The following is a 21,626-nucleotide window of genomic DNA, read 5'->3' on the forward strand; positions in this document are numbered from 1 at the left end:
CACCCAGGCGCGCGCTCGGTGAGCAGAAAAGGTCGGGTCCGCACGCCGGACCCGACCATTTCTGCTCACCATGCGGCGCCCGCAGGCGCGCCCGCAGGCGCGCCCGCAGGCGCGCCCGCGCCCGCGCGGCGCTCAGTGGAACTGCGGGATCGTCATCCAGATGCCGAAGAGCACGGCAGCGATGCAGACCGCGAAGCACAGCCCGGCACCCGCCAGCGCGAGCGGGGGCGTGTGGCCGGACCTCGGGGTCTCCTGCGCGTACTGGGTGTGCTCGCCCCCGGCGTCGACCGGTTGGCCGGTGCCGAGCAGCCGCAGCCCGAGCGTGTAGAGGAGCACCACGCCGACCGCGGCCACGAAGCCGACCCCCGCGACGGTGCCGATGCTGGTGAAGTCGATGTCCATCGTCGTCCCCTTCAGTTCCGGGCCGCGACGGGCTCGCGCTCGGCCTCGTCCGCGGTGATGTCCTCGTGCGAGACCGGGCGTCGCTTGGCGAGGGCGTAGAACGTGAGGCCGGCGGCCAGGGCGAGCACCGCGACCAGGACGAGCCCGATGGTCGACGTCGACGCGACCCAGGTGGCGAGGGCACCGACGACCGCGGCCGCGGGCAGCGTGATCACCCACGCGACGACGATGCGACCGACGACCGACCAGTGCACGTCGGCGAGCTTCTTGCCGAGGCCGGAGCCGATCACCGAGCCGCTCGTGACGTGGGTGGTCGAGAGCGCGAAGCCGAGGTGCGAGGACACGAGGATCGTCGCCGCCGAGCTGGTCTCCGCCGCGAAGCCCTGCGGGGACTGCACGTCGGAGATCTTCTTGCCGACGGTCTGCATGATCCGCCAGCCGCCCATGTAGGTGCCGAGGCCGATCGCGAGGCCGCACGCCAGGATCACCCACAGCGCCGGTCCGGTGCCGGCGGCCTGGTAGTTCGCGGCGATGAGGGTGAGCGTGATGACGCCCATCGTCTTCTGCGCGTCGTTCGTCCCGTGGGCGAGCGACACGAGCGACGCCGAGATCGTCTGGCCGTGCCGGAAGCCCGTCGCCGCACCGTGGGTGGTCGCGTTCTTCGTCAGTGTGTAGGCGATGTACGTCGCAACGAGGGCGATGACGCCCGCGATGACGGGGGAGAGCAGGGCCGGCAGGACGACCTTCGAGACGACCGTCGCCCAGTCGACCGAGTTCAGGCCCGCGCCGATGATCGACGCGCCGATGAGCCCGCCGAACAGCGCGTGCGTCGAGGACGACGGGAGGCCGAAGTACCAGGTGGCGAGGTTCCAGAGGACGGCGCCGACGAGTCCCGCGAAGATCATGGTCGGCGAGATGTGGATGCCGTCCTGCCCCTCGCGGATGATGCCCTGCGAGACGGTCTTCGCGACCTCGGTGGACAGGAACGCGCCGACCACGTTGAGGACGGCGGAGATGAGCACGGCGGTGCGGGGCTTGAGGGCACCCGTGGCGACCGAGGTGGCCATGGCGTTCGCGGTGTCGTGGAAGCCGTTCGTGAAGTCGAACACGAGGGCCACCACGATCACCAGCACGACGGTGACGAGGACGTCCATGCGCGAGACGCTAGGCCTGCTCCGAACCTGCTGCGTGAACGCCGGGTGAACACCGGCGGCCACCTGGCTGCGTCCGACCCGTCTGCGAGGATGCTCACGTGCCCACCTTCTCCGCAGCGCGAGGCGACGCCTCGTTCACCGACGCGCACGGCGTCGAGATCGTCTACTCGACCTGGCGTGCGGCGCGTCCGAAGGGCATCGTGCAGATCGCGCACGGGGTCGGCGAGCACGGACTCCGGTACGAGCCGCTCGCGCAGGACCTCGTCCGCGCGGGCTGGACCGTGCACGCGAACGACCACCGCGGGCACGGTCGGACCGGCCTCGCGCAGTGGGACGGCGATCACGCCAAGCTCGGACGGCTCGGCCCCGGAGGCCTGCGCGCCGCGATCGCGGCCGTCGAGCAGATGAGCGCCGTCGCGCGCGACGACACCCCCGGCGTCCCGCTCGTGCTGCTCGGCCACTCGTGGGGCTCGCTCATGGCCCAGCGGATCGTGAACACGTCGTCCGGGTCCTACGACGGGGTTGTCCTCTCCGCGAGTGCGTACCGGTTGCCGGGGTGGATGAACAGCGGTGACCTGAACGCCCGGCACGCGGGCTCGGGGCCGACGAAGTTCGAGTGGCTCACCCGGGACCGGGCGGTCATCGAGGCCGTCGCGGCCGACCCGCTCGCGGTCGAGGCAGACGTCATCGGCCTCTTCGGGCTGCGGGACGCCCTCCGGCTGCTCGGGGTCCCGCGTCGGGGCATCGCGCACGACCTGCCGATGCTGCTGCAGGTCGGCTCCGAGGACTCGCTCGGCGGCCCGCGGTCGGTCGAGCGCCTCGCGCAGGCGTACCGGCGGCGCGGTGGGCTCTCCGACGTCACCGTGCGGGTGTACGAGGGGGCGCGGCACGAGGTCTACAACGAGACCAACCGCGACGAGGTCGTCGCGGACCTGGTCGCGTGGCTGGACCGGGCGGTCGCGCGCACGTCCTGAGACGGTACCGGCTGACGGCCAGGAGGCGCGGGGCGGCGCCGCCCCGCGCCTCCCGTCCGACGCGGCGTAGGCTCGTGGTGTGCACGGTGAGTACAAGGTCCCGGGAGGCAAGCTGGTCGTCGTCGACCTCGAGGTCGTCGACGGGGTGATCGACCAGTTCCGGCTCGCCGGGGACTTCTTCCTCGAACCGGACGACGCGCTGCCGCTCATCGACGCCGCCGTGGACGGGCTGCCGGCCACGACCGACGCCGCGGGCATCGCCGCCGCCGTCCGTGCTGCCCTGCCGGAGGACGCCGTCCTGCTCGGGTTCACGCCCGAGTCCGTCGGGGTCGCCGTCCGCCGTGCCCTCTCGCGAGCGTCGACCTGGCGTGAGTACGACTGGGAGATCATCCACGAGGGGCCGATCAGCCCGAACGAGCACCTCGCGCTCGACCAGGTCCTCACGGAAGAGGTCGGCGCCGGACGCCGCGGCCCGACCCTCCGCATCTGGGAGTGGGACCAGCCGGCCGTCGTCATCGGGTCGTTCCAGTCCCTCAAGAACGAGGTCGACCCCGAGGGTGCTGCGAAGTACGGCGTCGAGGTCGTCCGTCGGATCTCCGGCGGCGGCGCGATGTTCATGGACGCCGGCGCGATCATCTCGTACTCGCTGTACGTGCCGACCGACCTCGTGCAGGGCATGACCTTCGCCGACTCGTACGCGTACCTCGACGAGTGGGTGATCGAGGCGCTGAAGTCCCTCGGCATCGAGGCCTACTACCAGCCGCTCAACGACATCTCGTCGACCAAGGGCAAGATCGGCGGCGCAGCACAGAAGCGGCTCGGCACCGGATCGCTGCTGCACCACGCCACCATGAGCTACGACATGGACGGCGAGAAGATGGTGCAGGTGCTGCGCATCGGTCGCGAGAAGATGAGCGACAAGGGGACGACCTCGGCTGCGAAGCGCGTCGATCCGCTGCGCTCGCAGACCGGCCTCACCCGTGCGGAGATCATCGACCGGCTCATCGCGACCTTCACGAAGCTGTACGGGGCGCACGAGGGGCACGTGACCGCGGACGAGCGGCGGCGGGCGCAGGAGCTCGTGGCGTCGAAGTTCGCGACGCGGGAGTGGCTCGAGCGCGTCCCCTGAGGTTCGAGGCCGGACAGCGGACCTACGAACTGGGCTGATCGTCCTCGTCGTCGGCGTGGTCGGCGGGGGCGCGGAGGACGAGGTCGATGGCGCCCGACGGCTGGCCCGGGCGGAGGAAGGTCTGGTTCACGGGCGCGACGTACGAGCCACTGAAGGTGACCTCGTGCTCGGCGTCGTCCTCCTCGTCGATGTCGTCGGGCTCGTCGGTGTCGTCGGCGGAGCGGGTGCCGAGCAGCTTCCGGGTCAGGGCGCTCCGCTCGGTGAGCAGCGAGTCGAGCGCTGCACGCAGGTCGACGTCGGCGGGCTCGGCGCCGCGCAGGGCCGCACCGAGGACGCTCCGCCGCATGAGCTCCTTGGCGAAGGAGCCCGTCGTGCCCTCGGCACGCTCGGCCGCCTCGGCGAGGGCGGCCTCGGAGAAGGGCAGCGAGCCGGCGTACCGACGGAAGAGCCGGACGCGCTCGGGCAGGGCGGGGAGCGGGATCTCCACGGCGAGGTCGACCCGGCCGGGACGGTCCGCGAGGGCGCGTTCGAGCACGGACACCCGGTTCGTGGTCATCACGAAGGCGACGTCCGCGTCGCCGTCGAGCCCGTCGAGGGCGTCGAGCACCTCGAACAGCAGCGGCTGCGGGGAGCTGTGGCGTTCCATCGCGACGAGGTCGATGTCCTCCATCACGACGAGTGACGGCTGGAACGTCCGGGCGATCTCGGCCGCGGCACCGATCGCCGCGATGCTCGAGCCGGTGAGCAGGATCGCGGTGACCCCGGTCGTCCGGGTGAGGAGGTGCCGGATCGTGAGCGTCTTGCCCGTCCCGGGAGGGCCGTAGAGGAGCACACCGCGCTTGAGGTGCTGTCCGGCCGCGAGGAGCGCCGCACGCTGCTCGCCGATCCCCACGACGTGGTCGACCACCTCGTCGAGCACGCCCGCGCCGAGGACGACGTCGTCGGCGTCGACCTCGGGCCGGTGGAGGAACGTCGCCCCGGCATCGGACCCGTACTCGGACTGCACGAACGAGAGGACCTGCCCGCGCAGGACGCTCCGCTCGATCATCAGGGCACGGAGGCGGAGCAGGAACGCGGTGGCGGCGTCCTGGTCGGGCGACAGGATCTCGAGGCTGGCGCGGCCACGGCCGTACTCCGGCTTGGCCGACCGCTGGACGACCGCGACCGGAGCGCCGTCGAAGGTGAGGAATCGGAGGCCGAACGACACGACCCGACGGGTGGTGTCGGCACCGGTGGCCCGGGTGGCGTAGCTCACGGGGCCGGGCGCCCACCGCATGTGGGGGTTCGCGATGAACTCGCTGACCGAGCTGTGGAACCGGCTGTCGTCGCCCGCGATGCCGACGAGGGCGTCGGGGTCGATGCCGGCGAGCTCCTCGAGGGCGATGTCGGCGTCGACGAGGCGGTGGTCGGGGAACTCCTCGGTGACCACGGGGACCGACTGTGGGTCGACGCCGAGGTGGGCGCCGATCCGTTCACCGATCGGTGTGGTCACCGCCTGCTGTTCCGCGGCGGCGAGTTCGTTCGCCTTCTCGATGTAGCGGGCGAACGCCCGCATGAGGTCCCGGTCTGCGTCGTCGAGCACGTCGCCATCCTGGCACGCAGCGCTGGAACGCGCCCGGCCCCCGTGGTCGGCCGCCCGGGCGGTCGGGGACACTGTGGGGTTCCTGCCGCACGTGGTCGGCCGCCCGGAGAGGGGGGTTCCGGGCGGCCGCAGGACCAGTGTGGGTGTCGTCCTGAAGAACGAGCCATGTGGATCGTGAGAATCCTCCGCGCGGCGGATGTCCCCGTCCGATCGCCGACGTAGCGTCGTGTGCGTGAACTGGTTGATCCTCCTGGGGGCGGTGGCCGCCGCGGCCGTCGTGATGTGGATCGCCGATCGCGTGGGGTGGATCGACCTGTCGAACAAGGCCACGCGCAGCGGCGGATCCGGCGGTGTGGTCTCGATGATGGACGAGGTGTTCGCGCCGACCCGTCACGAGACGCAAGCGGAGTACGAACGGCAGTCGCGCCTCCCGAGAGAGGCCCCGACGCCGGCGGACGACGACCACGACCTGCTCAGCGGGAGCGTCCTCATCAAGGTGCCGGCGGTGCGCAGCGCCGGTCGGCACGCGGTGCGGGCCGGGACGCACGACCGGTCGTACTGACGACTCGTCCTGGCGGGAGCCGGCAACGCGCGGGCCGCGTCAGCGGGTCGTGAGCTCCTGGTAGTCCGGGTGCCGCTCGATCCAGGCCGCGACGTAGCTGCACTGCGGGACGACCCGACGCGAGGACCCCGAGCGGACGTCGTCCAGCGCGTGCTCGACGAGGATCGAGGCGTGACCACCGCCGCGGTGCGCGGGGTCCACCTCGGTGTGGACGAAGCGGATCTCGTCGCCGTCGACCTCGTACGCCGCGAAGCCGATCACCTCGCCGTCCTCGACGAGGGAGTACTGCTGCTTGTCGGTGTCGTTCCGGACCTCGGGTGTCGCCATGGAGCAGACGCTACGCCCCTCCCGAAGAAGGGCCTGTGTGCGCGCTGGACGCCGGGCTAGGGTCTGATCGTGCAGCACGAGACGACCCCGCCGTTCCGCTTCCGGACGCCTCCCGGGTGGCCGACACCCTCCGCCGAGTGGGTGGAACTGCACCAGGCCGCCGAGCCCGCACCGGGGTGGTCGCCCGCACCGGGGATCCCGCCCGCACCCGAGGACTGGCGCTTCTGGGCCCCGGTCCCGCGGTCGTTCCGGGGCTTCGTGCCGGCCGCAGCCCGCCGCCTCCGCGTCGCGCAGTGGATCGGCCTCGTGGTGGCGCTCCTCGCGCTCGCCGCGGTCATCGTCGTCGCGGCGCTCGGTGGTCTGGCCGTGGTCGGACTCCTGCCGCTCGTGGCCGGGATCGCGGTGCTGGTGGTGTGCTCCGCGCGGGCGGGCGAGCTCGCTGACCGGACCGCGGCCTCGATCCGGGACGATGCGGCGGTGTGGCGTCGGACGGAGGTCCCGGCGCGGGCGCGGGCGGCGTTCCCGGAGCCCGATGAGGACGCAGCCGTGGCCGCCTGGGAGGCGGCGGCGTGGGGGCTGCCCACCGTGCGGCCGTTCGCCGTGGCGGCGGACGCGGCACCGCGGCGTTCGCCGTTGCGCCACCGCACCCGTACGGTCGTCGCCGTGACCGCGGGTGCCGCCGCGCTCCTGCTCGTCGTCGGCGCGACGACGGCCGTCGACCCCGTCGTCCGTGCGCTGCAGAGCGACGGGCAGACGCTCGCGTACGGACTCCAGGACACCGCACCCGACGGCAGCGTTCCGGACGACAGCGGCCCGGACGACGACGCACCGGACCAGGACGCACCGGACGCGGGGGACCAGGCACCGTGGACCTCGGACGACGGCACGGTCACCGCGTCGTTCATCGGCGACGACGAGACGTGGCAGGCGACCTGCGGAGCGATCGACTTCGCGGACGGCTGCTGGTCGTGGCAGATCGACAGCGAGTGCGACGGGCCGGCCCAGGTCACGGTCGGGTTCTCCGCCACCGAGAGCGGTGACGACGTGCGCACCGACACCCGCACGGTCGTGCTGACCTCCGGGCGACCGCTCGTCCTCACCGAGCAGGGGTCCGAGGAGTGGGGCGGCATCCGCGACGTCACCTGCTCCACCGCACCGGAGCACGCCGTGGCGCTGACCCGGAGCCCGCTCGACTCCGACGCCGAGGACGCCGACGGCTCCTGGCCGGACGGCTGCGTCGACTACGGCTGCGCCGGGTGGGAGGTCACCCCCGAGGCGTCCTGCGACTCGGCGACCGTGCAGTTCTCCGTGGATGAGGAGGTCGCGACGCTGCCCGGTCCGCACGACCTCGTGGTGGCGACGGCACTGCGAGCGGGCGAACCGGTGGACGTCTGGGCCGGCGGCGCGTGGCTGCCGGACGACGACGCGACGATCTCCCAGGTGACCTGCGGCTGAGCCCGGCCCGCGGGCTCCGCGGGGACGGGACGCCGCGTGGACCAGAATGGTGCACGTGCACAGCGGCGACGATCGAGGCCCGGACCGGGTGGTCCTCGGCGACAACCTCGACGTCCTGCCGACCCTGGCGGACGGCTCGTTCACGCTCGTGTACCTCGACCCGCCGTTCAACACCGGCCGCTACCAGCGTCGGCACGCGAGCGCCGCGGTCCGCGAGCCGACGGTCGGCGACGAGGCCACAGCTGCCGATCGCCGACGTGAGCGGGTGACGGGCTTCCGGGGGAGCTCCTACGAGCGCGTCCGCGGCGACCTCATGCGCTTCGACGACCGGTTCGAGGACTACTGGTCGTTCCTCGAACCGCGGCTGCTCGAGGCGTGGCGGCTCCTCGCCGAGGACGGCACCCTCTACCTCCACCTCGACTACCGCGAGTCGCACTACGCCAAGGTCCTGCTCGACGCCCTGTTCGGCCGGGAGTCCTTCCTCAACGAGATCGTCTGGGCGTACGACTTCGGTGCGAAGTCCCGGTCACGGTGGCCGACGAAGCACGACACGATCCTCGTCTACGTCAAGGACCCGTCGCGGTACTGGTTCGACTCCGAGGCGGTCGATCGTGAGCCCTACATGGCACCGGGACTCGTCACGCCCGAGAAGCGCGCGCGCGGCAAGCTCCCGACGGACGTCTGGTGGCACACGATCGTGTCGCCGACCGGCAGGGAGAAGACCGGCTACCCGACGCAGAAGCCCGAGGGTGTGCTGCGCCGCATCGTGCAGGCGTCGTCGCGCGAGGGCGACTGGGTCCTCGACTTCTTCGCCGGAAGCGGGACGACGGGCGCGGTGGCCCGCGCGCTCGGCCGGCGGTTCGTGCTCGTGGACGACAACCCGGTGGCCGTCGACGTGATGCGCCGACGGCTGCCGGAGGCGTCGTTCGACGTGGTCAGCCCGTCGGACGCATCGACGGGCTGACCGCGTCGCTACTCGGCTGAGTGACGCCCGTGCCCGTGCTCGTCGGGCCTGGAGGCGCGGCTCGCCTCCGCAGCGTCGCCGCCGGTGGTGTCCGTGGTCGCGTCCGTTGCGGCGTGTGCGGCTCGGGTGCGGATCGCGCCCGTGGTGGTGGGTGGCTCGTCGACCGGCGCGGCGGCGGAGTGCGCGCCGTGCGTGGTCGCGTCGGGCAGCGGCGCGCGGGTGCCGTCGAGGGAGACGGTGGAGGCACCGCCGGCTGCTCCGCCCGACCGGGTCGTCGACTGCCCGACACCGACACCGACCGCGGAACCGGCCGAGCGCGGCTGCGAGACCACGTCCGGCGAGGTCGGCACGACCGCCATCGAGCCGGTGTCCGGCGAGACCAGTGATCCCGTCCGGGCGGCTGCGTGCTGGGCGTCCACGGTCAGGCGGTCCGCGTCGGCGGTCGCCCGCTCGTTGTCCGCGCGCTCGGTGTTCGCCTGCTCCTGCAGTGCCGAGACCTTGCGGAGCGGCGGCACGCGGAAGAACCAGGTGAGCACGAAGGCGAGCAGGATCACGGCGAGGCCGACGTAGTAGACGACCACGGCGGAGTCGCTGAACCCGACGAGGAACGGCCGGGTGAGGCGCTTGTCCGCGCCGTTGAGGAACGACGTGTCGCTCGTCGACGAGCTGGTCGAGGAACTCGCGCTCGAGTCGCCACTCTTGAGCTGCTTGACGAGCGTCGGAGCGACCTCGTCGACGACGTTCCGGCGCTGGTCGGCGTTCGAGTAGTCCACCTGCAGCGTGCCGTCCACGACCTCGGCGTTCGCCTTCGACGCGGCGGTCTCGAGTGCCTGCTGCTCGGCGGCGGGCTTCGCGGCGGCGACCTGCTGGGCGATGACGGTGTCCGCCGAAGCCTCGGGGACCGTGCCGGCCGCGACCTGCTGCTGGACGGCAGCGGTGACCTGCTTCGTGACGGCGGCGTCCGCGGCCTCCTTGGCCTGGGCGGCGCCCTTGTCGAGACCGTCCTGGACGTTCTGCTGCACCGGGTCGACGATCTTGTTCCAGATCTGGTCCATCACGCCCTTGTTGTCCGACGCGTTCGCGACCGACGGGGTGAGTGCGGCGTTCAGGGCGCTCTTCAGGTCGCCCTCGTTCTGCATCGCCGTCGTGATGTTCGTCGGCATGAGCGTGAACAGGACGGACAGCAGCACGGCGGTGCCCATGGTGCCGCCGATCTGGCGGAAGAACGTGGCGGCGCTCGTCGCGACGCCGATGTCCCGCGGGCTGACCGAGTTCTGCGCCGCCAGGGTCAGGGTCTGCATGAGCTGCCCGAGCCCGAGGCCGATGCCGAACATGCCGAGCATCAGGAACCAGAGCGGGCGATCGGCGGTGAGGAACGTCAGGACGGTGAACCCGATGGCCGTGAACGCCGTGCCGGTGATCGGGAAGACCTGGTAGTTGCCGGTCCGCGAGATGATCTGGCCCGAGGCGATCGACGAGATCATCAGACCGAGCACCATCGGGAGCATCGCGAACCCGGACTCGGTCGGCGTGACGCCCTTCACGATCTGCAGGTACAGCGGGATGGTGAGCATCGCGCCGAACATGCCGAAGCCGACGAGGACGGACAGGATCGCCGACATCGAGAACACCCGCGAGCCGAACAGCTTCAGCGGCAGGATCGCGTCGTCGCCCATCGCGCGTTCGACGATGATGAACGCGATGAGCCCGAGCGCACCGATGCCGTAGCAGGCGAAGGCGCCGGGGGAGTCCCAGCCCCACTCGCGGCCCTGCTCGGCGATGAGGAGCAGCGGCACGAGGGTCACGATGACGAGCGTCGCGCCCCACCAGTCGATCCGGGGCTTGCCGCGGTCGCCGAACTTCGGCAGGTGCAGGAACGTCAGCACCATGAAGAGCGCGATGATGCCGATCGGCACGTTGATCAGGAACACCCAGCGCCACCCGGCGATGAACAGCAGCTGGTCCGCCCCGGCGAAGACACCGCCGACCAGCGGGCCGATGACGCTCGAGATGCCGAAGACCGCCAGGAAGTAGCCCTGGTACTTGGCGCGCTCGCGCGGGGCGAGCATGTCGCCCATGATGGCGAGCGGCAGGGACATCAGGCCGCCGGCGCCGAGGCCCTGCAGTGCGCGGAAGCCGGCGAGCATGAGCATCGAGGTCGAGAACGACGCGGCGAACGATCCGACGATGAAGATGCCGATCGCGGTGAGGAACAGCGGACGCCGGCCGAAGATGTCGGACAGCTTGCCGTAGATCGGTGTCGTGATCGTCGACGCGATGAGGTAGCCGGTCGTCACCCAGGCCTGCTGGTCGAGGCCGTGCAGGTCGTCGCCGATCGTGCGGATCGCGGTACCGACGATCGTCTGGTCGAGGGCGCCGAGGAACATCCCCGCCATCAGGCCGTAGATGACCAGCAGGATCTGCCGGTGGTTCATCACGGCGTTGGACGAGGTGGTGGGTGCCGCGGGTGCGGTCGCGGTCTGGGTCATGTGCAGGGTCTCCCGGAAACTTTGCGCTGGCTGCAAAGTTACATCTGCCGCAAGGTGAAGGGTCGCGCCGGAGTGGGTTCCTGAGTGGATCGGCAGCACCGGCACCGGTTTCGGTGGTGCCTGTCGGAACGCCCTCGTGAGCGCCCCCGACGCCGTCACAGTACGCCCGAGCGTGGCGAGCGGTGCGTCAGGACGCGGCGGCGGCCTGTTCGAGCGCTTCTTGGAACCGCTCGTCCACCTCGATGCGCATCGCACCCGTCTCGCCGTCGAAGCCGGACACCGCGCTGACCCGGCCGTGGCGCGAGAAGTACAGCAGGGGGCTCAGCACCCCGCCGGGCAGGCCGTGCTCGCCGTCCGTGAGCACCTGCACGACCAGGCCGGCGAGCATCTGCACCGAGGTGATGCTCGACGCGTCACGGATCGGGACGGCGAGCAGGAGGTGCCGGTGCGGGATCGCGAACACCGTGCCGAACCCCGCGGCGCCGAAGAGCGCCGGGAGGTTGACCGCCTTCGACGCGACGAACAGGGACTCGCCCTCGACGATGAACACCCCGGGGGCGATCTCGGCGTGCTCGTCCACCGGTTCGTCGTCGGTGCCCAGCTGCCCGAAGGCGAAGAGCTCGTCGATGCCGAGCGCGAGCCGCGGCAGGGTCGGACCCGACAGCGTGCTCACCATCGTCGGGTAGTCGACGCACAGCCCGAGCACCAGCCCGGGAGCGAACGGTCGGGCGTAGTCGAGGTCTGTGGGGTCGGACGGGCCGGCGCCGAGGCCCGAACTGCCGTCCGCGCTGGGGTCCGGCAGGATCCGCAGTCGGATGCGCTGCCGCAGCTCGTCGGCGCCGAGCTCCTCGGGTGCCGGCTCGCTGTACGCCTGGATCATCCGGTCGAAGTGCTCGGCGACCATGTCGGCCTGCACGTCCGGGGTCTCGCCGTGCACCTGCGCCGCGAGGTTCTCGAGCAGGAAGACCCGGCCGTCGGTGCCGACCAGGCGAGCCTGCTCGCCGGCCGGCACCTCGACCGTGGTCTCCATCCCACGCTCGGCGAGGGCTCGTTGCGCGAGCACCACGAGCGTCGGGGCGGGCTCGTCGTGCCGACCGTCCTGCTTCCGGCCGAACCACCCCATCCGCGCGGGACCTCAGGCCCCGAGTGCGGCGTCGACGATCTCCTTGGCTTCGCGCTGCACCTGTTCGAGGTGCTCCTGCCCGACGAAGCTCTCGGCGTAGATCTTGTAGACGTCCTCGGTGCCGGACGGGCGGGCCGCGAACCACGCCTTGTCGGTGACGACCTTCACGCCGCCGACGGCCGCGTCGTTGCCCGGAGCCTTCGACAGCTTCGCCGTGATCGGGTCGCCCGCGAGGGTCTCGGCGGTGATGGCGTCACCGTCGAGCTTCGACAGGCGGGCCTTCTGCTCCTTGCTCGCGGCGGCGTCGACACGCTGGTAGACCGGGGCGCCGAAGCGTTCGGTCAGCTCGTCGTAGAGCTGTGACGGGGTCTTGCCGGTGACCGCGATGATCTCCGACGCCAGGAGCGCCAGGATGATGCCGTCCTTGTCGGTGGTCCACGCGGTGCCGTCCTTGCGGAGGAACGACGCGCCCGCCGACTCCTCGCCGCCGAAGGCCACGGAACCGTCGATCAGGCCCGGGACGAACCACTTGAAGCCGACCGGGACCTCCCACAGGCGACGACCGAGGGACTCGGCCACGCGGTCGATGATGCTCGACGACACGAGGGTCTTGCCGATCGCGGCGTCGTCGCGCCAGGCCGGACGGTGTGCGTAGAGGTACTCGATCGCCACGGCGAGGTAGTGGTTCGGGTTCATCAGGCCGCCGTCGGGCGTGACGATGCCGTGCCGGTCGGAGTCGGCGTCGTTGCCGGTGAGGACGTCGTAGTCGTCCTTGCGCGCGACGACCGAGGCCATCGCGCTCGGGCTCGACGGGTCCATCCGGATCTTGCCGTCCCAGTCGAGGGTCATGAACGACCAGGTGGGGTCGACGTCGGGGTTGACCACGGTGAGGTCGAGCCCGTAGTGGTCGCGGATGCGGTTCCAGTAGGGGAGCGACGCACCACCGAGCGGGTCGGCGCCGATCTTCACGCCGGCACGCTTGATCGCGTCGATGTCGATGATGTTCTCGAGGTCGGCGACGTAGGCGCCGAGGAAGTCGTAGCGGTCGGGCGAGGCGTGCTCGGTGCGCTGGACCTCGGCGTTGCCGCCGGCGATGATCGCGTTCGCGCGCTCGGCGATCCAGCTCGTCGCGTCACTGTCCGCCGGGCCACCGTGCGGCGGGTTGTACTTGAAGCCGCCGTCGCGGGGCGGGTTGTGGCTGGGTGTGATGACGATGCCGTCCGCCGTGTCCGCGTTGCCGGCACGGTTGTACGCGATGATCGCGTGGCTGAGCGCCGGGGTGGGGACGTAGCCGTTCTCGCTGTCGGCGAGGACGTGCACGCCGTTGGCGGCGAGGACCTCGAGCGCGGTGCGTTCGGCGGGGCCGGAGAGCGCGTGCGTGTCACGGCCGATGAAGAGCGGGCCGTCGGTGCCCTGCAACGTGCGGTACTCGACGATCGCCTGCGTGATCGCGGCGATGTGGGTGTCGTTGAACGCGGAGTCCAGCGAGGAGCCGCGGTGGCCCGAGGTGCCGAAGACGACCTTCTGCTCGGGGACGGAGACGTCCGGGACGCGGTCGTGGTACGCGGCGATGAGGGCGTCGAGGTCGACGAGGTCGTCTGCAGTGGCAGGGGTGCCGGCGCGGTCGTTCATGCGTCCATCCTGGCATCGCGCGGGTCGGCACGCCCAGGAACGTCGCGCCTGTGGACGACGAGCGCGCCTGTGGACGAGGAGCGAGCGGCCGTCCGCACCGGGGAGGAAGGGGGACACCCCGGGTGGACGACCGCTCGCGGTACGGGGACGGCGTCAGGCCGTGCGGAACGAGCCCGTCGCGGTCCGCAGCGAACCGGTGGCCGTGCGCGTCGAGGACGTCGCGGTGCCGGGCCGACGGGACTGCGTGTCGACGAAGCGGCCGAGCGCACGCCCGATCCCGGTTCCGGTGTAGGTGCCGATCGGTCGCCAGGCGGCGTCCACCGCGTAGGCGCCGAGCTCGTCACGGTTCTCGAGGCCGGTCACGTACGCGCCGCCCAGGGGGTTCTGACGGTTCTGCATGGATGCTCCTCGTCGTCGTGCCGAGGGTCGTCGGTCACCGGGCCGGCGACCGCGACGCCGTCGGCTTGATGACCACCACACTACCTCCTTCTTTTGCATGACACAAAAGAAGGAATGCTCAGGCGAGCAGCTCGCAGAAGGTCCGGCCCTCGGCGGTCCAGCTCTGCTTCGCCACGAGGCCGACCGTCTCGGCGTGGTCGAGCAGGGCGTCGACGCCCACCTCGGCCCACGGGAAGCCCGCGCTCTGGTGGCCGTCGGCGTCCACCACGCGGGCGGTGTACACCCGGTCGGCGGTGCGGTCGACGTGGGTCTCGACGACCACGCGGCCACCGACGCGCACGATCTCGCGGCACCGGGCGAGCAGGGCCGCCGGGTCGCCGCCGATGCCGATGTTCCCGTCGATCACGAGCGCCGTGTCCCAGTGCCCCTCGTCGGGGACCGGGTCGAAGACCGAGCCCTGGATCGCCGTCCCGCCGGAGCGTCGGGCGATCGCCACGGCGTCGGCGGAGACGTCCACGCCGAGCGACGGGATGCCGAGGGTGCGCGCGGCGACGAGCATCCGCCCCGGCCCGCAGCCGATGTCGATCACCGGCCCGTCCGCACCGTCGAGGAGCGACCGGTCGATGCGGTCCGCCGCGGCGCTCCAGCGGCCGACGTCGAGCGTGACCGCCCGGTCCGGTCGGGACATGTCCGTCAGCCGGATGCGACCGTCGGTGCGGAGCGCACGCGCGTACGGTTCGCCACCGCCGGCCCCGAAGGAGACGGGTGCTTCCATGGTCATCGGAGTGCCCCCGTGGTCTCGGCCTGCAGTGCGGCGGCGAACGCGGAGTCGGGCACGAGATCGGCGACGCGCTCGGCATCCGGCACGGTGTCGACGTCGAGCAGGACCCCGAGGGTGCCCGCGTCGAGCCCGGCGTCGGTCAGGCGGGCGAACTGGACCGCACCGGTGTCGTCCTGCGACATCGGCACGCCGCGGAGCAGGTCGCCGTCCGGGTCGCGCAGGTAGAGGGACCAGAAGCCGCCGTCCTCGGCCGGGCCGAACCACGCGTCGCGCTGCGGCTCGTCGAACACCGGCGCGACGTCGGCCGGGCCGAACTGCGGCGTGTCCATGCCGACGAGCAGCGTCGGGCCGTCGACGGCGTCGAACAGTGCACCGAGCCGCTCGTCGAGGCCGCCCGTGGTCTGGTGGATGACGTCGAAGCCCTCGGCGCCGGTCGGCAGCACCGTGCCGTCGTAGAACAGCACCCGTCGGGCGGCGGGCAGCGCACGGACGGTCGCCAGCGTGTCCGCGAGGCTCGCGGCGGCGACCCGTGCGGCACCCTCGGGGGTGAGCGCCGGCGTCAGGCGGGTCTTGACCCGGCCGGGCAGGCACTCCTTCGCGACCACCGCGACGGTGATGTCGGTCGTCATGAGTGGACCTCCTCGGAGTGGGTGGGACCGGCCACGTGGCGGACCGGAGCGGGTACGACGAGGGTGGGTCGCGCCTCCCGGCGGTACTCGCGCAGCAGACGCGACATGTCCTTGACGGCGTTGACGGTGCCGCGGAGCGTGCCGGTGACCTTGCTGTCGCCGATGCGCTGCGCGTACCCGATGTCGGACTCGTCGACGCGCCACCCGGCGGCGTGCGCCGCGAGGACCATCTCGAGCGGGTAGCCGCTGCGCCGGTCGCGCAGGTCGAGGGAGACCAGGTCCGCGCGACGCATCACGCGCATCGGGCCGAGGTCGCGCAGCCGGTACCCGGTCGCGCGACGCATGAGAACCGCGAGCACGCGGTTGGCGAACCGGGCGTGCGGTGCCCAGGCGCCGGGCGTGGTCGGCACGCGGCGTCCGAGGGCGAGGTCGGTGTGTCCCGTGGCCACGCGGGCGACGAGCGGGACGAGCTCGGCCGGGTCCATCGAGGCGTCGGCGTCGCAGAACGCGACGTACTCGGCCGTGGCGGCGGCGACCCCGGCGGCGCAGGCCGAGCCGAAGCCCTTCACCGGTTCGGTCACGACCAGGGCGCCGTGGGCCCGGGCGACGTCGGCGGAGCCGTCGGTCGAGCCGTTGTCGACGACGATCGCGCGGTAGCCGCGCGGGAGTCGGCCCAGGACCTCGGGGAGGGCATCGGCCTCGTCGAGACAGGGGAGGATGACGTCGACGTTCATGTCGCCCATTCGGTGCGGAGCGTCGGAACGACTGGTGTCGGCTCCCGCCGCGCGCGTCGGCGGGGCGGGGCGGTCGGTCTCGTGGGCCGGCTGTCGTTCCATGCCTACGACACAACACGTTACGAGCGGTCGGGGTACAGGATCGGCGTCCCCCGATGGACGTTCCGCGCACTCTTGGTGGCGGGCCACCCCTGATCGGGGGACACGCAGGTGGGGCGTCGGGCGGACGCGTCACGCGGTGGGGGTGCCGGCCTGGAGGCGCGGCGCCGGTTTCGGGGACCGGCGCCGCGCCTCCAGGCGGTCGCGCTCCTGCCCGCTGGCCCGCGTGCCTGCCCGCCTGCCCGCCTACCTGCCTGCCCGCCCGCCGGCCCAGTCGCCGAGCGGGCACGAAACGTCCCGTTCGCGGCCGCTGTGCGGCCGGTTCCGCCCGCTCGCCGAACGCGAGCGGCGAGTCGTGCCCGCTCGGCCGCTCAGCCCGGGCGACGCATTCCGCCCGCTCGCCTGCTGGCGGGGGCGTGGCCTACTGCACCGCGGCGCGCAGCGGCGCCGTCGCGAACTCCCGCATGCCGCGCTCGAAGTCGACCTCGGCACGCCACCCGAGCTCGGCGGCGATCCGGTCCGACGACGCCGTCACGTGCCGGACGTCCCCGAGGCGGTACTCGCCCGTGACGACCGGTCGCGGCCCCTCGGGACCGGCGATCGCGGCCGCCATCTCGCCGATGGTGTGCACGACGCCGGAACCGACGTTGTACGCACGGAAGGTCTCCGCTGGGAGCTCCGCCGTCGCGGCGATCGACGCGGCGTTCGCGCCGGCGACGTCGTCGACGTGCACGAAGTCGCGACGCTGGCGGCCGTCCTCGAAGACGCGGGGGGCCTCGCCGCGGGCGAGCGCCGAGCGGAACAGCGAGGCGACCCCGGCGTACGGCGTGTTCGCGGGCATGCCCGGCCCGTAGACGTTGTGGTAGCGCAGGGCGATCGCGCGGCCTCCGGTGGCGCGCGCCCACGACGACGCGAGGTGCTCCTGCGCGACCTTCGTCTGCGCGTACACGTTGCGGGGGTCGAGCGCGGCGGACTCGTCGATCAGGCCGGGCAGGAGCGGCGTGCCGTCCGGCCCGATCGGGTCGAACTCACCGGCGTCGAGGTCGGCGCGGCGACGTGCGGGTGGGCGCACGGGCTCGCCGGCGGCGGTCCTGTACGCCCCCTCGCCGTAGGCGACCATCGAGCTCGCGACCACGAGCCGGCCGATGCCGTGGCGGTCCATGCCGGCGAGGACGTGGGCCGTGCCCGCGTCGTTCGTCGAGACGTAGTCCGGGGCGTCCTGGAAGTCGACGCCGAGGCCGACCTTGGCGGCCTGGTGGCACACCACGTCCACGCCGTCGAGGGCCGCGTCGAGGGCGACCCGGTCGCGGACGTCGCCGTGCACGAACTCGATGCCCTGCTGCTGGTGAGCGGTGACGACCTCGGCGGGGTCGCCGTGCACGTCGTCGCGGAGGGAGTCGAGCACGCGCACCTCGTGGCCCTCGGCCCGGGCGCGGCGGACGATGGCGGAGCCGATGAAGCCGGCGCCGCCGGTGACGAGCAGGCGGGTCACGCGGTGGCTCCCGTGGTCGCTGCTGCGGGCCGTGCGCTCGTCATGGCGCTCGCGCTCGCCTCGGCCGGGACGAGCTCGCGCGGCGTGTAGTCGTCCGGGATCGCCGCCACGATCGAGCCGATCGCGCGGACGATCACCTCGTTCGCGCGGGCCAGACGCTCCATCACCATGCCGTGCGTGACCGGGGCCTCGCCGGTTCCGGCGGCTGCCTGCGCTTCCGCCTCGGCCTCGGACGGGGCCAGGCCGGCGTCGGCGTCGGTCACGAACGAGAGGTTCACCGTCCCGATGCCGAGCTCGGCCGCGAGGGGCACCTCCGGCGTCATCGTCATGTTGATCGTGTGGCCGCCGGCCTCGCGCATCCAGACGGACTCCGCACGCGTCGAGAACCGCGGCCCCTGGATCACCACGCACGTGCCCGTCGGGCGGAACGGCACGTCGAGGCGCTCGATCGCACCGATCGCGACGCGTCGGAGCACCGGGTCGAACGGGTCCGCGAAGGAGAGGTGCTGCACGGCGTCCTCGAAGAACGTGTCCGCGCGGCCCCACGTGCGGTCGATGAGCTGGTCGGTCACGACGAAGGTCCCCGGGGCGTAGTCGGGGTGCAGCCCGCCGACGGCGCTCGACGACACCACGGCGCGGACCCCGAGCGACCGCAGCGCCCACAGGTTCGCGCGGTGGTTGATGCGGTGCGGGGCGACGGAGTGCGCGCGGCCGTGCCGGGTGAGGAACGCGACGCGCTTGCCGGCCATCGTGCCGATGCTGATCGGGCTCGACGTGGCGCCGAACGGGGTGTCGACGTCGACCTCGTCCGCGGTGCCGGGTTCGAACAGCTCGTAGAGGCCCGAACCGCCGATCACCCCGATGCGCGTCTCGTCCACAGCCCCGGTCGTGGTCACGTCGTTCTCCACAGGTCCTCCGAATGGTCCTCGGCGCGTTCTGCGCGCTCGTTACGCTACTGGGACCGCCCCCGGCCGGACCGGGAGCGGGCACACTTCTCACCTGTTCGGAGGCGCACGTGCGAACGATCGGTCAGCACCGCGACGAGATCGCGGCCCTGGTCGCGCCGGTCCTGTCCGCCAGGCGCTCCGCCGTCCCGGAGGCACGGGACCTCGACGACCTCGCCACCGGTGCCGGCGGCGGACGGGGGCACCGCGTGCTCGCACGTGCCGTCGTCGCACCCGTGCCGCTCCCGCCGTTCGACAACAGCCAGATGGACGGCTTCGCCGTCCGCGCCGCCGACGCCGGTCGCGTGCTGCGGGTGGTCGCCCCGATCCCGGCGGGGACGATGCCCCCGTCGCTGGACCCCGGGACCGCTGCGCCGATCATGACGGGGGCGCGCATCCCGCTCGGCGCCGACGCGGTGTTCCCGGTCGAGGCCACCGACCTCGGGGCGTTCCCCGCGGCGCTGGCCTTGGCCGAGGTCACGGTGCCGGACGACCTCGCCCCCGGGACCTTCGTCCGGGCGACGGGCACCGACCTGTCGAGCGGGGGCGAGCTGGCTCCTGCCGGTGCTGCCGTGACACCCGCGGTGCTCGGGACGCTCGCCGCGGCCGGGGTCTCGACGGTCGACGTCGTCCGGCAGCTCCGGGTCCTCGTCGTGTCCACCGGCTCCGAACTCCAGGGCGCCGGTGACGCCACGATCGGCGACGCCAACGGGATCGCACTGCGGGCGGCGCTCGCCGAGGTCGGGGTGGTCTCGCGGTCGGTGCGGGTGCCGGACGACGAGACGACGTTCGTCGCAGCGCTCGACGATGCGGTGGGGGACTGGGCCGACCTCGTGCTCACCACGGGTGGCATCAGCGCCGGGGCGTACGAGGTCGTGCGGCAGGCCCTCGAACCGCGGGGTCTCGCCGTCACCCCCGTCGCGATGCAGCCCGGCGGCCCCCAGGCGTTCGGTACCGTCGAACTCGCCGGGCGTCCGGTCCCCGTGGTGTCCTTCCCCGGCAACCCCGTGTCGGCCCTCGTCTCGTTCGAGGTCTTCCTCCGCCCGCTCCTGGCGGCGGACGCCGGGATCCCCGACGACCGCGTCGCCGAGGTGCTGCCCGCTGCGGACACCGCGACCTCGCCCGAGGGCAAGCACCAGGTCCGGCGCGGCCGGGTCGAGGACGGCCGCGTGCACTTCGTCGGGGGTCCCAGCTCGCACCTGCTCGCGCACTACGCCACCGCCACGCACCTCGTCCACGTCCCGATCGGCACCGCCACGGTGGCGCCCGGTGACCCGCTGACCGTCTGGAGTCTCCGTTGACCGAACCAGCACCCGCCGCCAACGAACTCTCGCACGTCCGCGCCGACGGCACCGCCCACATGGTCGACGTCTCCGAGAAGGACGTCACCGCGCGGTCCGCCACCGCGACCGCGACCCTCGTCACCCGCCCCGACGTCGTCGCCCGCATCCTCGACGGCTCGCTGCCCAAGGGCGAGGTGATCGGCACCGCCCGCATCGCGGCGATCATGGCGGTGAAGAAGACCTCCGACCTCATCCCGCTCTGCCATCCGCTGCCGATCGCCGGGGTCGAGGTCGACATCACCGGCGTCGACGACCGCGTCGTCGTCGAGGTGTCCGTGCGGACGACCTCACGGACCGGCGTCGAGATGGAAGCGCTGACCGGCGCGAGCGTCGCGGCCCTGACCGTGTACGACATGGTGAAGGCCGTCGACCGCACGGCCACGATCACGGACGTCCGGGTGCTCGAGAAGCACGGCGGACGCTCGGGGGACTGGAGCAACCGATGACCTCGCAGCCGACCAGGGGCCGGGCGGCCGTCGTGGTGGTGTCGACCCAGGCGTCCGTCGACCCCGCGCTCGACCGGACCGGTCCCGTCATCGCGGGCTGGCTCCGCGAGCGCGCCTTCACCGTGGCCGAGCCGGTCATCGTGCCCGACGGCGGCCCGATCGCCGAGACGGTCTCCGCCGAACTCCTGTCGGACGCCCGGGTCGTGATCACCACGGGCGGGACCGGCGTCACCCCGACCGACCGCACGCCCGAGGCGATCGCACCGCTCATCGACCTCGAGCTCCCCGGCATCACGGAGGAGATCCGGCGCCGCGGACTCGCCGGAGCAGGACCGACCGCGCTGCTCAGTCGTGGCATCGCGGGGATCGCCGGCGGCGGCACCCTGGTCGTCACGCTCCCCGGGTCCCGCGGTGGTGTCGCCGACGGACTCGCGGTCCTCGACGGCCTGCTCGACCACGTGCTCGCCCAGGTCTCGGGCGAGGGTCACGCGCCGCGGAGCGCCTCGTGACGGACGCTGCGACGGATGGCGACCGGGTCGTGGTGGCCGACGTCGTGGACCGCTCGATCACCGTCGACGAGGTCTCGGCCGTCGTCGCCACCGACCAGGACGGCGCCGTCGTCACCTTCGCCGGGGTCGTCCGCGACCACGACGGCGGCAAGGGCGTGACCGCGCTCGAGTACGAACGGCACCCGAGCGCCGGCGACGTCATCGCCGAGGTGGCCCGGACCATCGCGGTCGCCCACCCCGAGGTCCGCATCGCCGTGCTGCACCGCGTGGGCGCGCTCGGCATCGGGGACGTGGCGCTCGCCGCAGCCGTGTCGTCCCCGCACCGGGCCGAGGCGTTCGCTGCCTGCGGTGCGCTCGTCGACCTCGTGAAGGAGCGGGTGCCGATCTGGAAGCACCAGCGGTTCACCGACGGCTCCGACGAGTGGGTCGCCGCCCTCTGACGGATCCTCAGTCGATC

General features: G+C 72.5%; 22 protein-coding genes. 9 read left to right on the top strand and 13 right to left on the bottom strand.

Annotated elements, in window-relative coordinates; translation table 11 throughout:
- Positions 1 to 132 precede the first annotated feature (132 nt).
- Together JSX79_RS13690 and JSX79_RS13695 are read right to left on the bottom strand one after the other, a co-directional pair.
- Positions 133 to 402 (bottom strand): hypothetical protein, encoded by a 270-nt coding sequence (locus JSX79_RS13690; protein WP_071303526.1) that lies wholly within the window; start codon positions 400 to 402, stop codon positions 133 to 135.
- An 11-nt stretch (positions 403 to 413) separates the two neighbouring features.
- The gene (locus tag JSX79_RS13695) at positions 414 to 1,556 is read right to left on the bottom strand and encodes an inorganic phosphate transporter (protein WP_229086691.1); all 1,143 of its coding nucleotides are present in this window, start codon (positions 1,554 to 1,556) and stop codon (positions 414 to 416) included.
- A 98-nt stretch (positions 1,557 to 1,654) separates the two neighbouring features.
- Between JSX79_RS13695 and JSX79_RS13700 the strand changes: the two genes are divergently transcribed.
- Together JSX79_RS13700 and JSX79_RS13705 are read left to right on the top strand one after the other, a co-directional pair.
- A complete protein-coding gene (locus tag JSX79_RS13700; protein ID WP_229086692.1) occupies positions 1,655 to 2,530 on the top strand; it encodes an alpha/beta fold hydrolase in 876 nt (291 codons plus the stop codon).
- Positions 2,531 to 2,609: 79 nt separating this feature from the next.
- Positions 2,610 to 3,659 carry a biotin/lipoate A/B protein ligase family protein gene (locus JSX79_RS13705; protein ID WP_070416964.1) on the top strand — a complete coding sequence of 350 codons (1,050 nt, stop codon included), beginning with the start codon at positions 2,610 to 2,612 and terminating at the stop codon, positions 3,657 to 3,659.
- Positions 3,660 to 3,681: 22 nt separating this feature from the next.
- Here JSX79_RS13705 and JSX79_RS13710 read toward each other — a convergent pair whose 3' ends face one another.
- Entirely contained in the window at positions 3,682 to 5,241 is a 1,560-nt protein-coding gene (locus JSX79_RS13710) for an ATP-binding protein (RefSeq protein ID WP_229086693.1), read from the bottom strand.
- A 232-nt stretch (positions 5,242 to 5,473) separates the two neighbouring features.
- Between JSX79_RS13710 and JSX79_RS13715 the strand changes: the two genes are divergently transcribed.
- Positions 5,474 to 5,803 (top strand): hypothetical protein, encoded by a 330-nt coding sequence (locus JSX79_RS13715; RefSeq protein ID WP_139199469.1) that lies wholly within the window; start codon positions 5,474 to 5,476, stop codon positions 5,801 to 5,803.
- A 39-nt stretch (positions 5,804 to 5,842) separates the two neighbouring features.
- On the opposite strand, the gene JSX79_RS13720 is transcribed toward JSX79_RS13715, so the two are convergent.
- Positions 5,843 to 6,130 carry a GNAT family N-acetyltransferase gene (locus JSX79_RS13720; protein WP_070416961.1) on the bottom strand — a complete coding sequence of 96 codons (288 nt, stop codon included), beginning with the start codon at positions 6,128 to 6,130 and terminating at the stop codon, positions 5,843 to 5,845.
- 69 nt (positions 6,131 to 6,199) lie between these two features.
- Here JSX79_RS13720 and JSX79_RS13725 point away from each other — a divergent pair, with 69 nt between their 5' ends.
- Together JSX79_RS13725 and JSX79_RS13730 are read left to right on the top strand one after the other, a co-directional pair.
- Complete coding sequence (locus JSX79_RS13725) at positions 6,200 to 7,585, top strand: hypothetical protein (RefSeq protein WP_229086694.1); 1,386 nt, start codon at positions 6,200 to 6,202, stop codon at positions 7,583 to 7,585.
- 46 nt (positions 7,586 to 7,631) lie between these two features.
- A complete protein-coding gene (locus JSX79_RS13730) occupies positions 7,632 to 8,549 on the top strand; it encodes a site-specific DNA-methyltransferase (RefSeq protein WP_374475493.1) in 918 nt (305 codons plus the stop codon).
- Positions 8,550 to 8,557: 8 nt separating this feature from the next.
- Here the strand turns inward: JSX79_RS13730 and JSX79_RS13735 are convergent, their stop codons facing one another.
- The 9 genes from JSX79_RS13735 to JSX79_RS13775 form a co-directional block, all read right to left on the bottom strand.
- Complete coding sequence (locus JSX79_RS13735; RefSeq protein WP_229086696.1) at positions 8,558 to 11,038, bottom strand: MDR family MFS transporter; 2,481 nt, start codon at positions 11,036 to 11,038, stop codon at positions 8,558 to 8,560.
- A 187-nt stretch (positions 11,039 to 11,225) separates the two neighbouring features.
- Positions 11,226 to 12,161, bottom strand: coding sequence for a hypothetical protein (locus tag JSX79_RS13740; RefSeq protein WP_229086697.1), 936 nt, complete (start codon positions 12,159 to 12,161; stop codon positions 11,226 to 11,228).
- A gap of 12 nt (positions 12,162 to 12,173) precedes the next feature.
- Positions 12,174 to 13,793 (bottom strand): phosphoglucomutase (alpha-D-glucose-1,6-bisphosphate-dependent), encoded by a 1,620-nt coding sequence (pgm, locus tag JSX79_RS13745; RefSeq protein WP_229086698.1) that lies wholly within the window; start codon positions 13,791 to 13,793, stop codon positions 12,174 to 12,176.
- 153 nt (positions 13,794 to 13,946) lie between these two features.
- A complete protein-coding gene (locus JSX79_RS13750) occupies positions 13,947 to 14,192 on the bottom strand; it encodes a hypothetical protein (RefSeq protein ID WP_071295066.1) in 246 nt (81 codons plus the stop codon).
- Positions 14,193 to 14,310: 118 nt separating this feature from the next.
- Complete coding sequence (locus JSX79_RS13755) at positions 14,311 to 14,973, bottom strand: class I SAM-dependent methyltransferase (protein ID WP_229086699.1); 663 nt, start codon at positions 14,971 to 14,973, stop codon at positions 14,311 to 14,313.
- A complete protein-coding gene (locus JSX79_RS13760; protein WP_139219734.1) occupies positions 14,970 to 15,602 on the bottom strand; it encodes a DUF2064 domain-containing protein in 633 nt (210 codons plus the stop codon). The genes JSX79_RS13755 and JSX79_RS13760 overlap by 4 nt, the downstream gene beginning before the upstream one ends.
- Positions 15,599 to 16,345 (bottom strand): glycosyltransferase family 2 protein, encoded by a 747-nt coding sequence (locus tag JSX79_RS13765; RefSeq protein WP_229086700.1) that lies wholly within the window; start codon positions 16,343 to 16,345, stop codon positions 15,599 to 15,601. The genes JSX79_RS13760 and JSX79_RS13765 overlap by 4 nt, the downstream gene beginning before the upstream one ends.
- 511 nt (positions 16,346 to 16,856) lie before the next feature.
- On the bottom strand, positions 16,857 to 17,927 hold the full coding sequence (locus JSX79_RS13770; RefSeq protein WP_229086701.1) for an NAD-dependent epimerase/dehydratase family protein: 1,071 nt from the start codon (positions 17,925 to 17,927) through the stop codon (positions 16,857 to 16,859).
- The gene (locus JSX79_RS13775) at positions 17,924 to 18,823 is read right to left on the bottom strand and encodes an MTAP family purine nucleoside phosphorylase (RefSeq protein ID WP_229086702.1); all 900 of its coding nucleotides are present in this window, start codon (positions 18,821 to 18,823) and stop codon (positions 17,924 to 17,926) included. The genes JSX79_RS13770 and JSX79_RS13775 overlap by 4 nt, the downstream gene beginning before the upstream one ends.
- 119 nt (positions 18,824 to 18,942) lie before the next feature.
- On the opposite strand from JSX79_RS13775, the gene glp reads away from it, so the two are divergent.
- From glp to JSX79_RS13795, 4 genes are read left to right on the top strand one after another with little or no spacing between them, the layout of a single operon-like run.
- Positions 18,943 to 20,172: a gephyrin-like molybdotransferase Glp gene (glp, locus tag JSX79_RS13780; protein WP_229086703.1), complete on the top strand. Its 1,230-nt coding sequence runs from the start codon at positions 18,943 to 18,945 to the stop codon at positions 20,170 to 20,172.
- A complete protein-coding gene (gene moaC, locus JSX79_RS13785) occupies positions 20,169 to 20,660 on the top strand; it encodes a cyclic pyranopterin monophosphate synthase MoaC (protein ID WP_229086704.1) in 492 nt (163 codons plus the stop codon). Before glp ends, moaC begins: the two co-directional genes overlap by 4 nt.
- Positions 20,657 to 21,169, top strand: coding sequence for a molybdopterin-binding protein (locus tag JSX79_RS13790; protein WP_229086705.1), 513 nt, complete (start codon positions 20,657 to 20,659; stop codon positions 21,167 to 21,169). The genes moaC and JSX79_RS13790 overlap by 4 nt, the downstream gene beginning before the upstream one ends.
- On the top strand, positions 21,166 to 21,609 hold the full coding sequence (locus tag JSX79_RS13795; protein ID WP_229086706.1) for a molybdenum cofactor biosynthesis protein MoaE: 444 nt from the start codon (positions 21,166 to 21,168) through the stop codon (positions 21,607 to 21,609). The genes JSX79_RS13790 and JSX79_RS13795 overlap by 4 nt, the downstream gene beginning before the upstream one ends.
- Positions 21,610 to 21,626: the final 17 nt, after the last annotated feature.

Origin of the sequence: Curtobacterium sp. GD1 (assembly GCF_020882855.1) — a bacterium.
Lineage (GTDB): Bacteria > Actinomycetota > Actinomycetes > Actinomycetales > Microbacteriaceae > Curtobacterium.

Excerpts from the sequence above, each read along its gene's own strand:
- pgm (WP_229086698.1), bottom strand. The coding sequence starts at position 13,793 with ATGAACGACCGCGCCGGCACCCCTGCCACTGCAGACGACCTCGTCGAC.
- JSX79_RS13760 (WP_139219734.1), bottom strand. The coding sequence starts at position 15,602 with ATGACGACCGACATCACCGTCGCGGTGGTCGCGAAGGAGTGCCTGCCC.
- JSX79_RS13695 (WP_229086691.1), bottom strand. The coding sequence starts at position 1,556 with ATGGACGTCCTCGTCACCGTCGTGCTGGTGATCGTGGTGGCCCTCGTG.
- JSX79_RS13740 (WP_229086697.1), bottom strand. The coding sequence starts at position 12,161 with ATGGGGTGGTTCGGCCGGAAGCAGGACGGTCGGCACGACGAGCCCGCC.
- JSX79_RS13755 (WP_229086699.1), bottom strand. The coding sequence starts at position 14,973 with ATGACCATGGAAGCACCCGTCTCCTTCGGGGCCGGCGGTGGCGAACCG.
- JSX79_RS13730 (WP_374475493.1), top strand. The coding sequence starts at position 7,632 with ATGGTGCACGTGCACAGCGGCGACGATCGAGGCCCGGACCGGGTGGTC.
- JSX79_RS13790 (WP_229086705.1), top strand. The coding sequence starts at position 20,657 with ATGACCTCGCAGCCGACCAGGGGCCGGGCGGCCGTCGTGGTGGTGTCG.
- JSX79_RS13750 (WP_071295066.1), bottom strand. The coding sequence starts at position 14,192 with ATGCAGAACCGTCAGAACCCCCTGGGCGGCGCGTACGTGACCGGCCTC.
- JSX79_RS13765 (WP_229086700.1), bottom strand. The coding sequence starts at position 16,345 with ATGGGCGACATGAACGTCGACGTCATCCTCCCCTGTCTCGACGAGGCC.
- JSX79_RS13735 (WP_229086696.1), bottom strand. The coding sequence starts at position 11,038 with ATGACCCAGACCGCGACCGCACCCGCGGCACCCACCACCTCGTCCAAC.
- JSX79_RS13690 (WP_071303526.1), bottom strand. The coding sequence starts at position 402 with ATGGACATCGACTTCACCAGCATCGGCACCGTCGCGGGGGTCGGCTTC.
- JSX79_RS13720 (WP_070416961.1), bottom strand. The coding sequence starts at position 6,130 with ATGGCGACACCCGAGGTCCGGAACGACACCGACAAGCAGCAGTACTCC.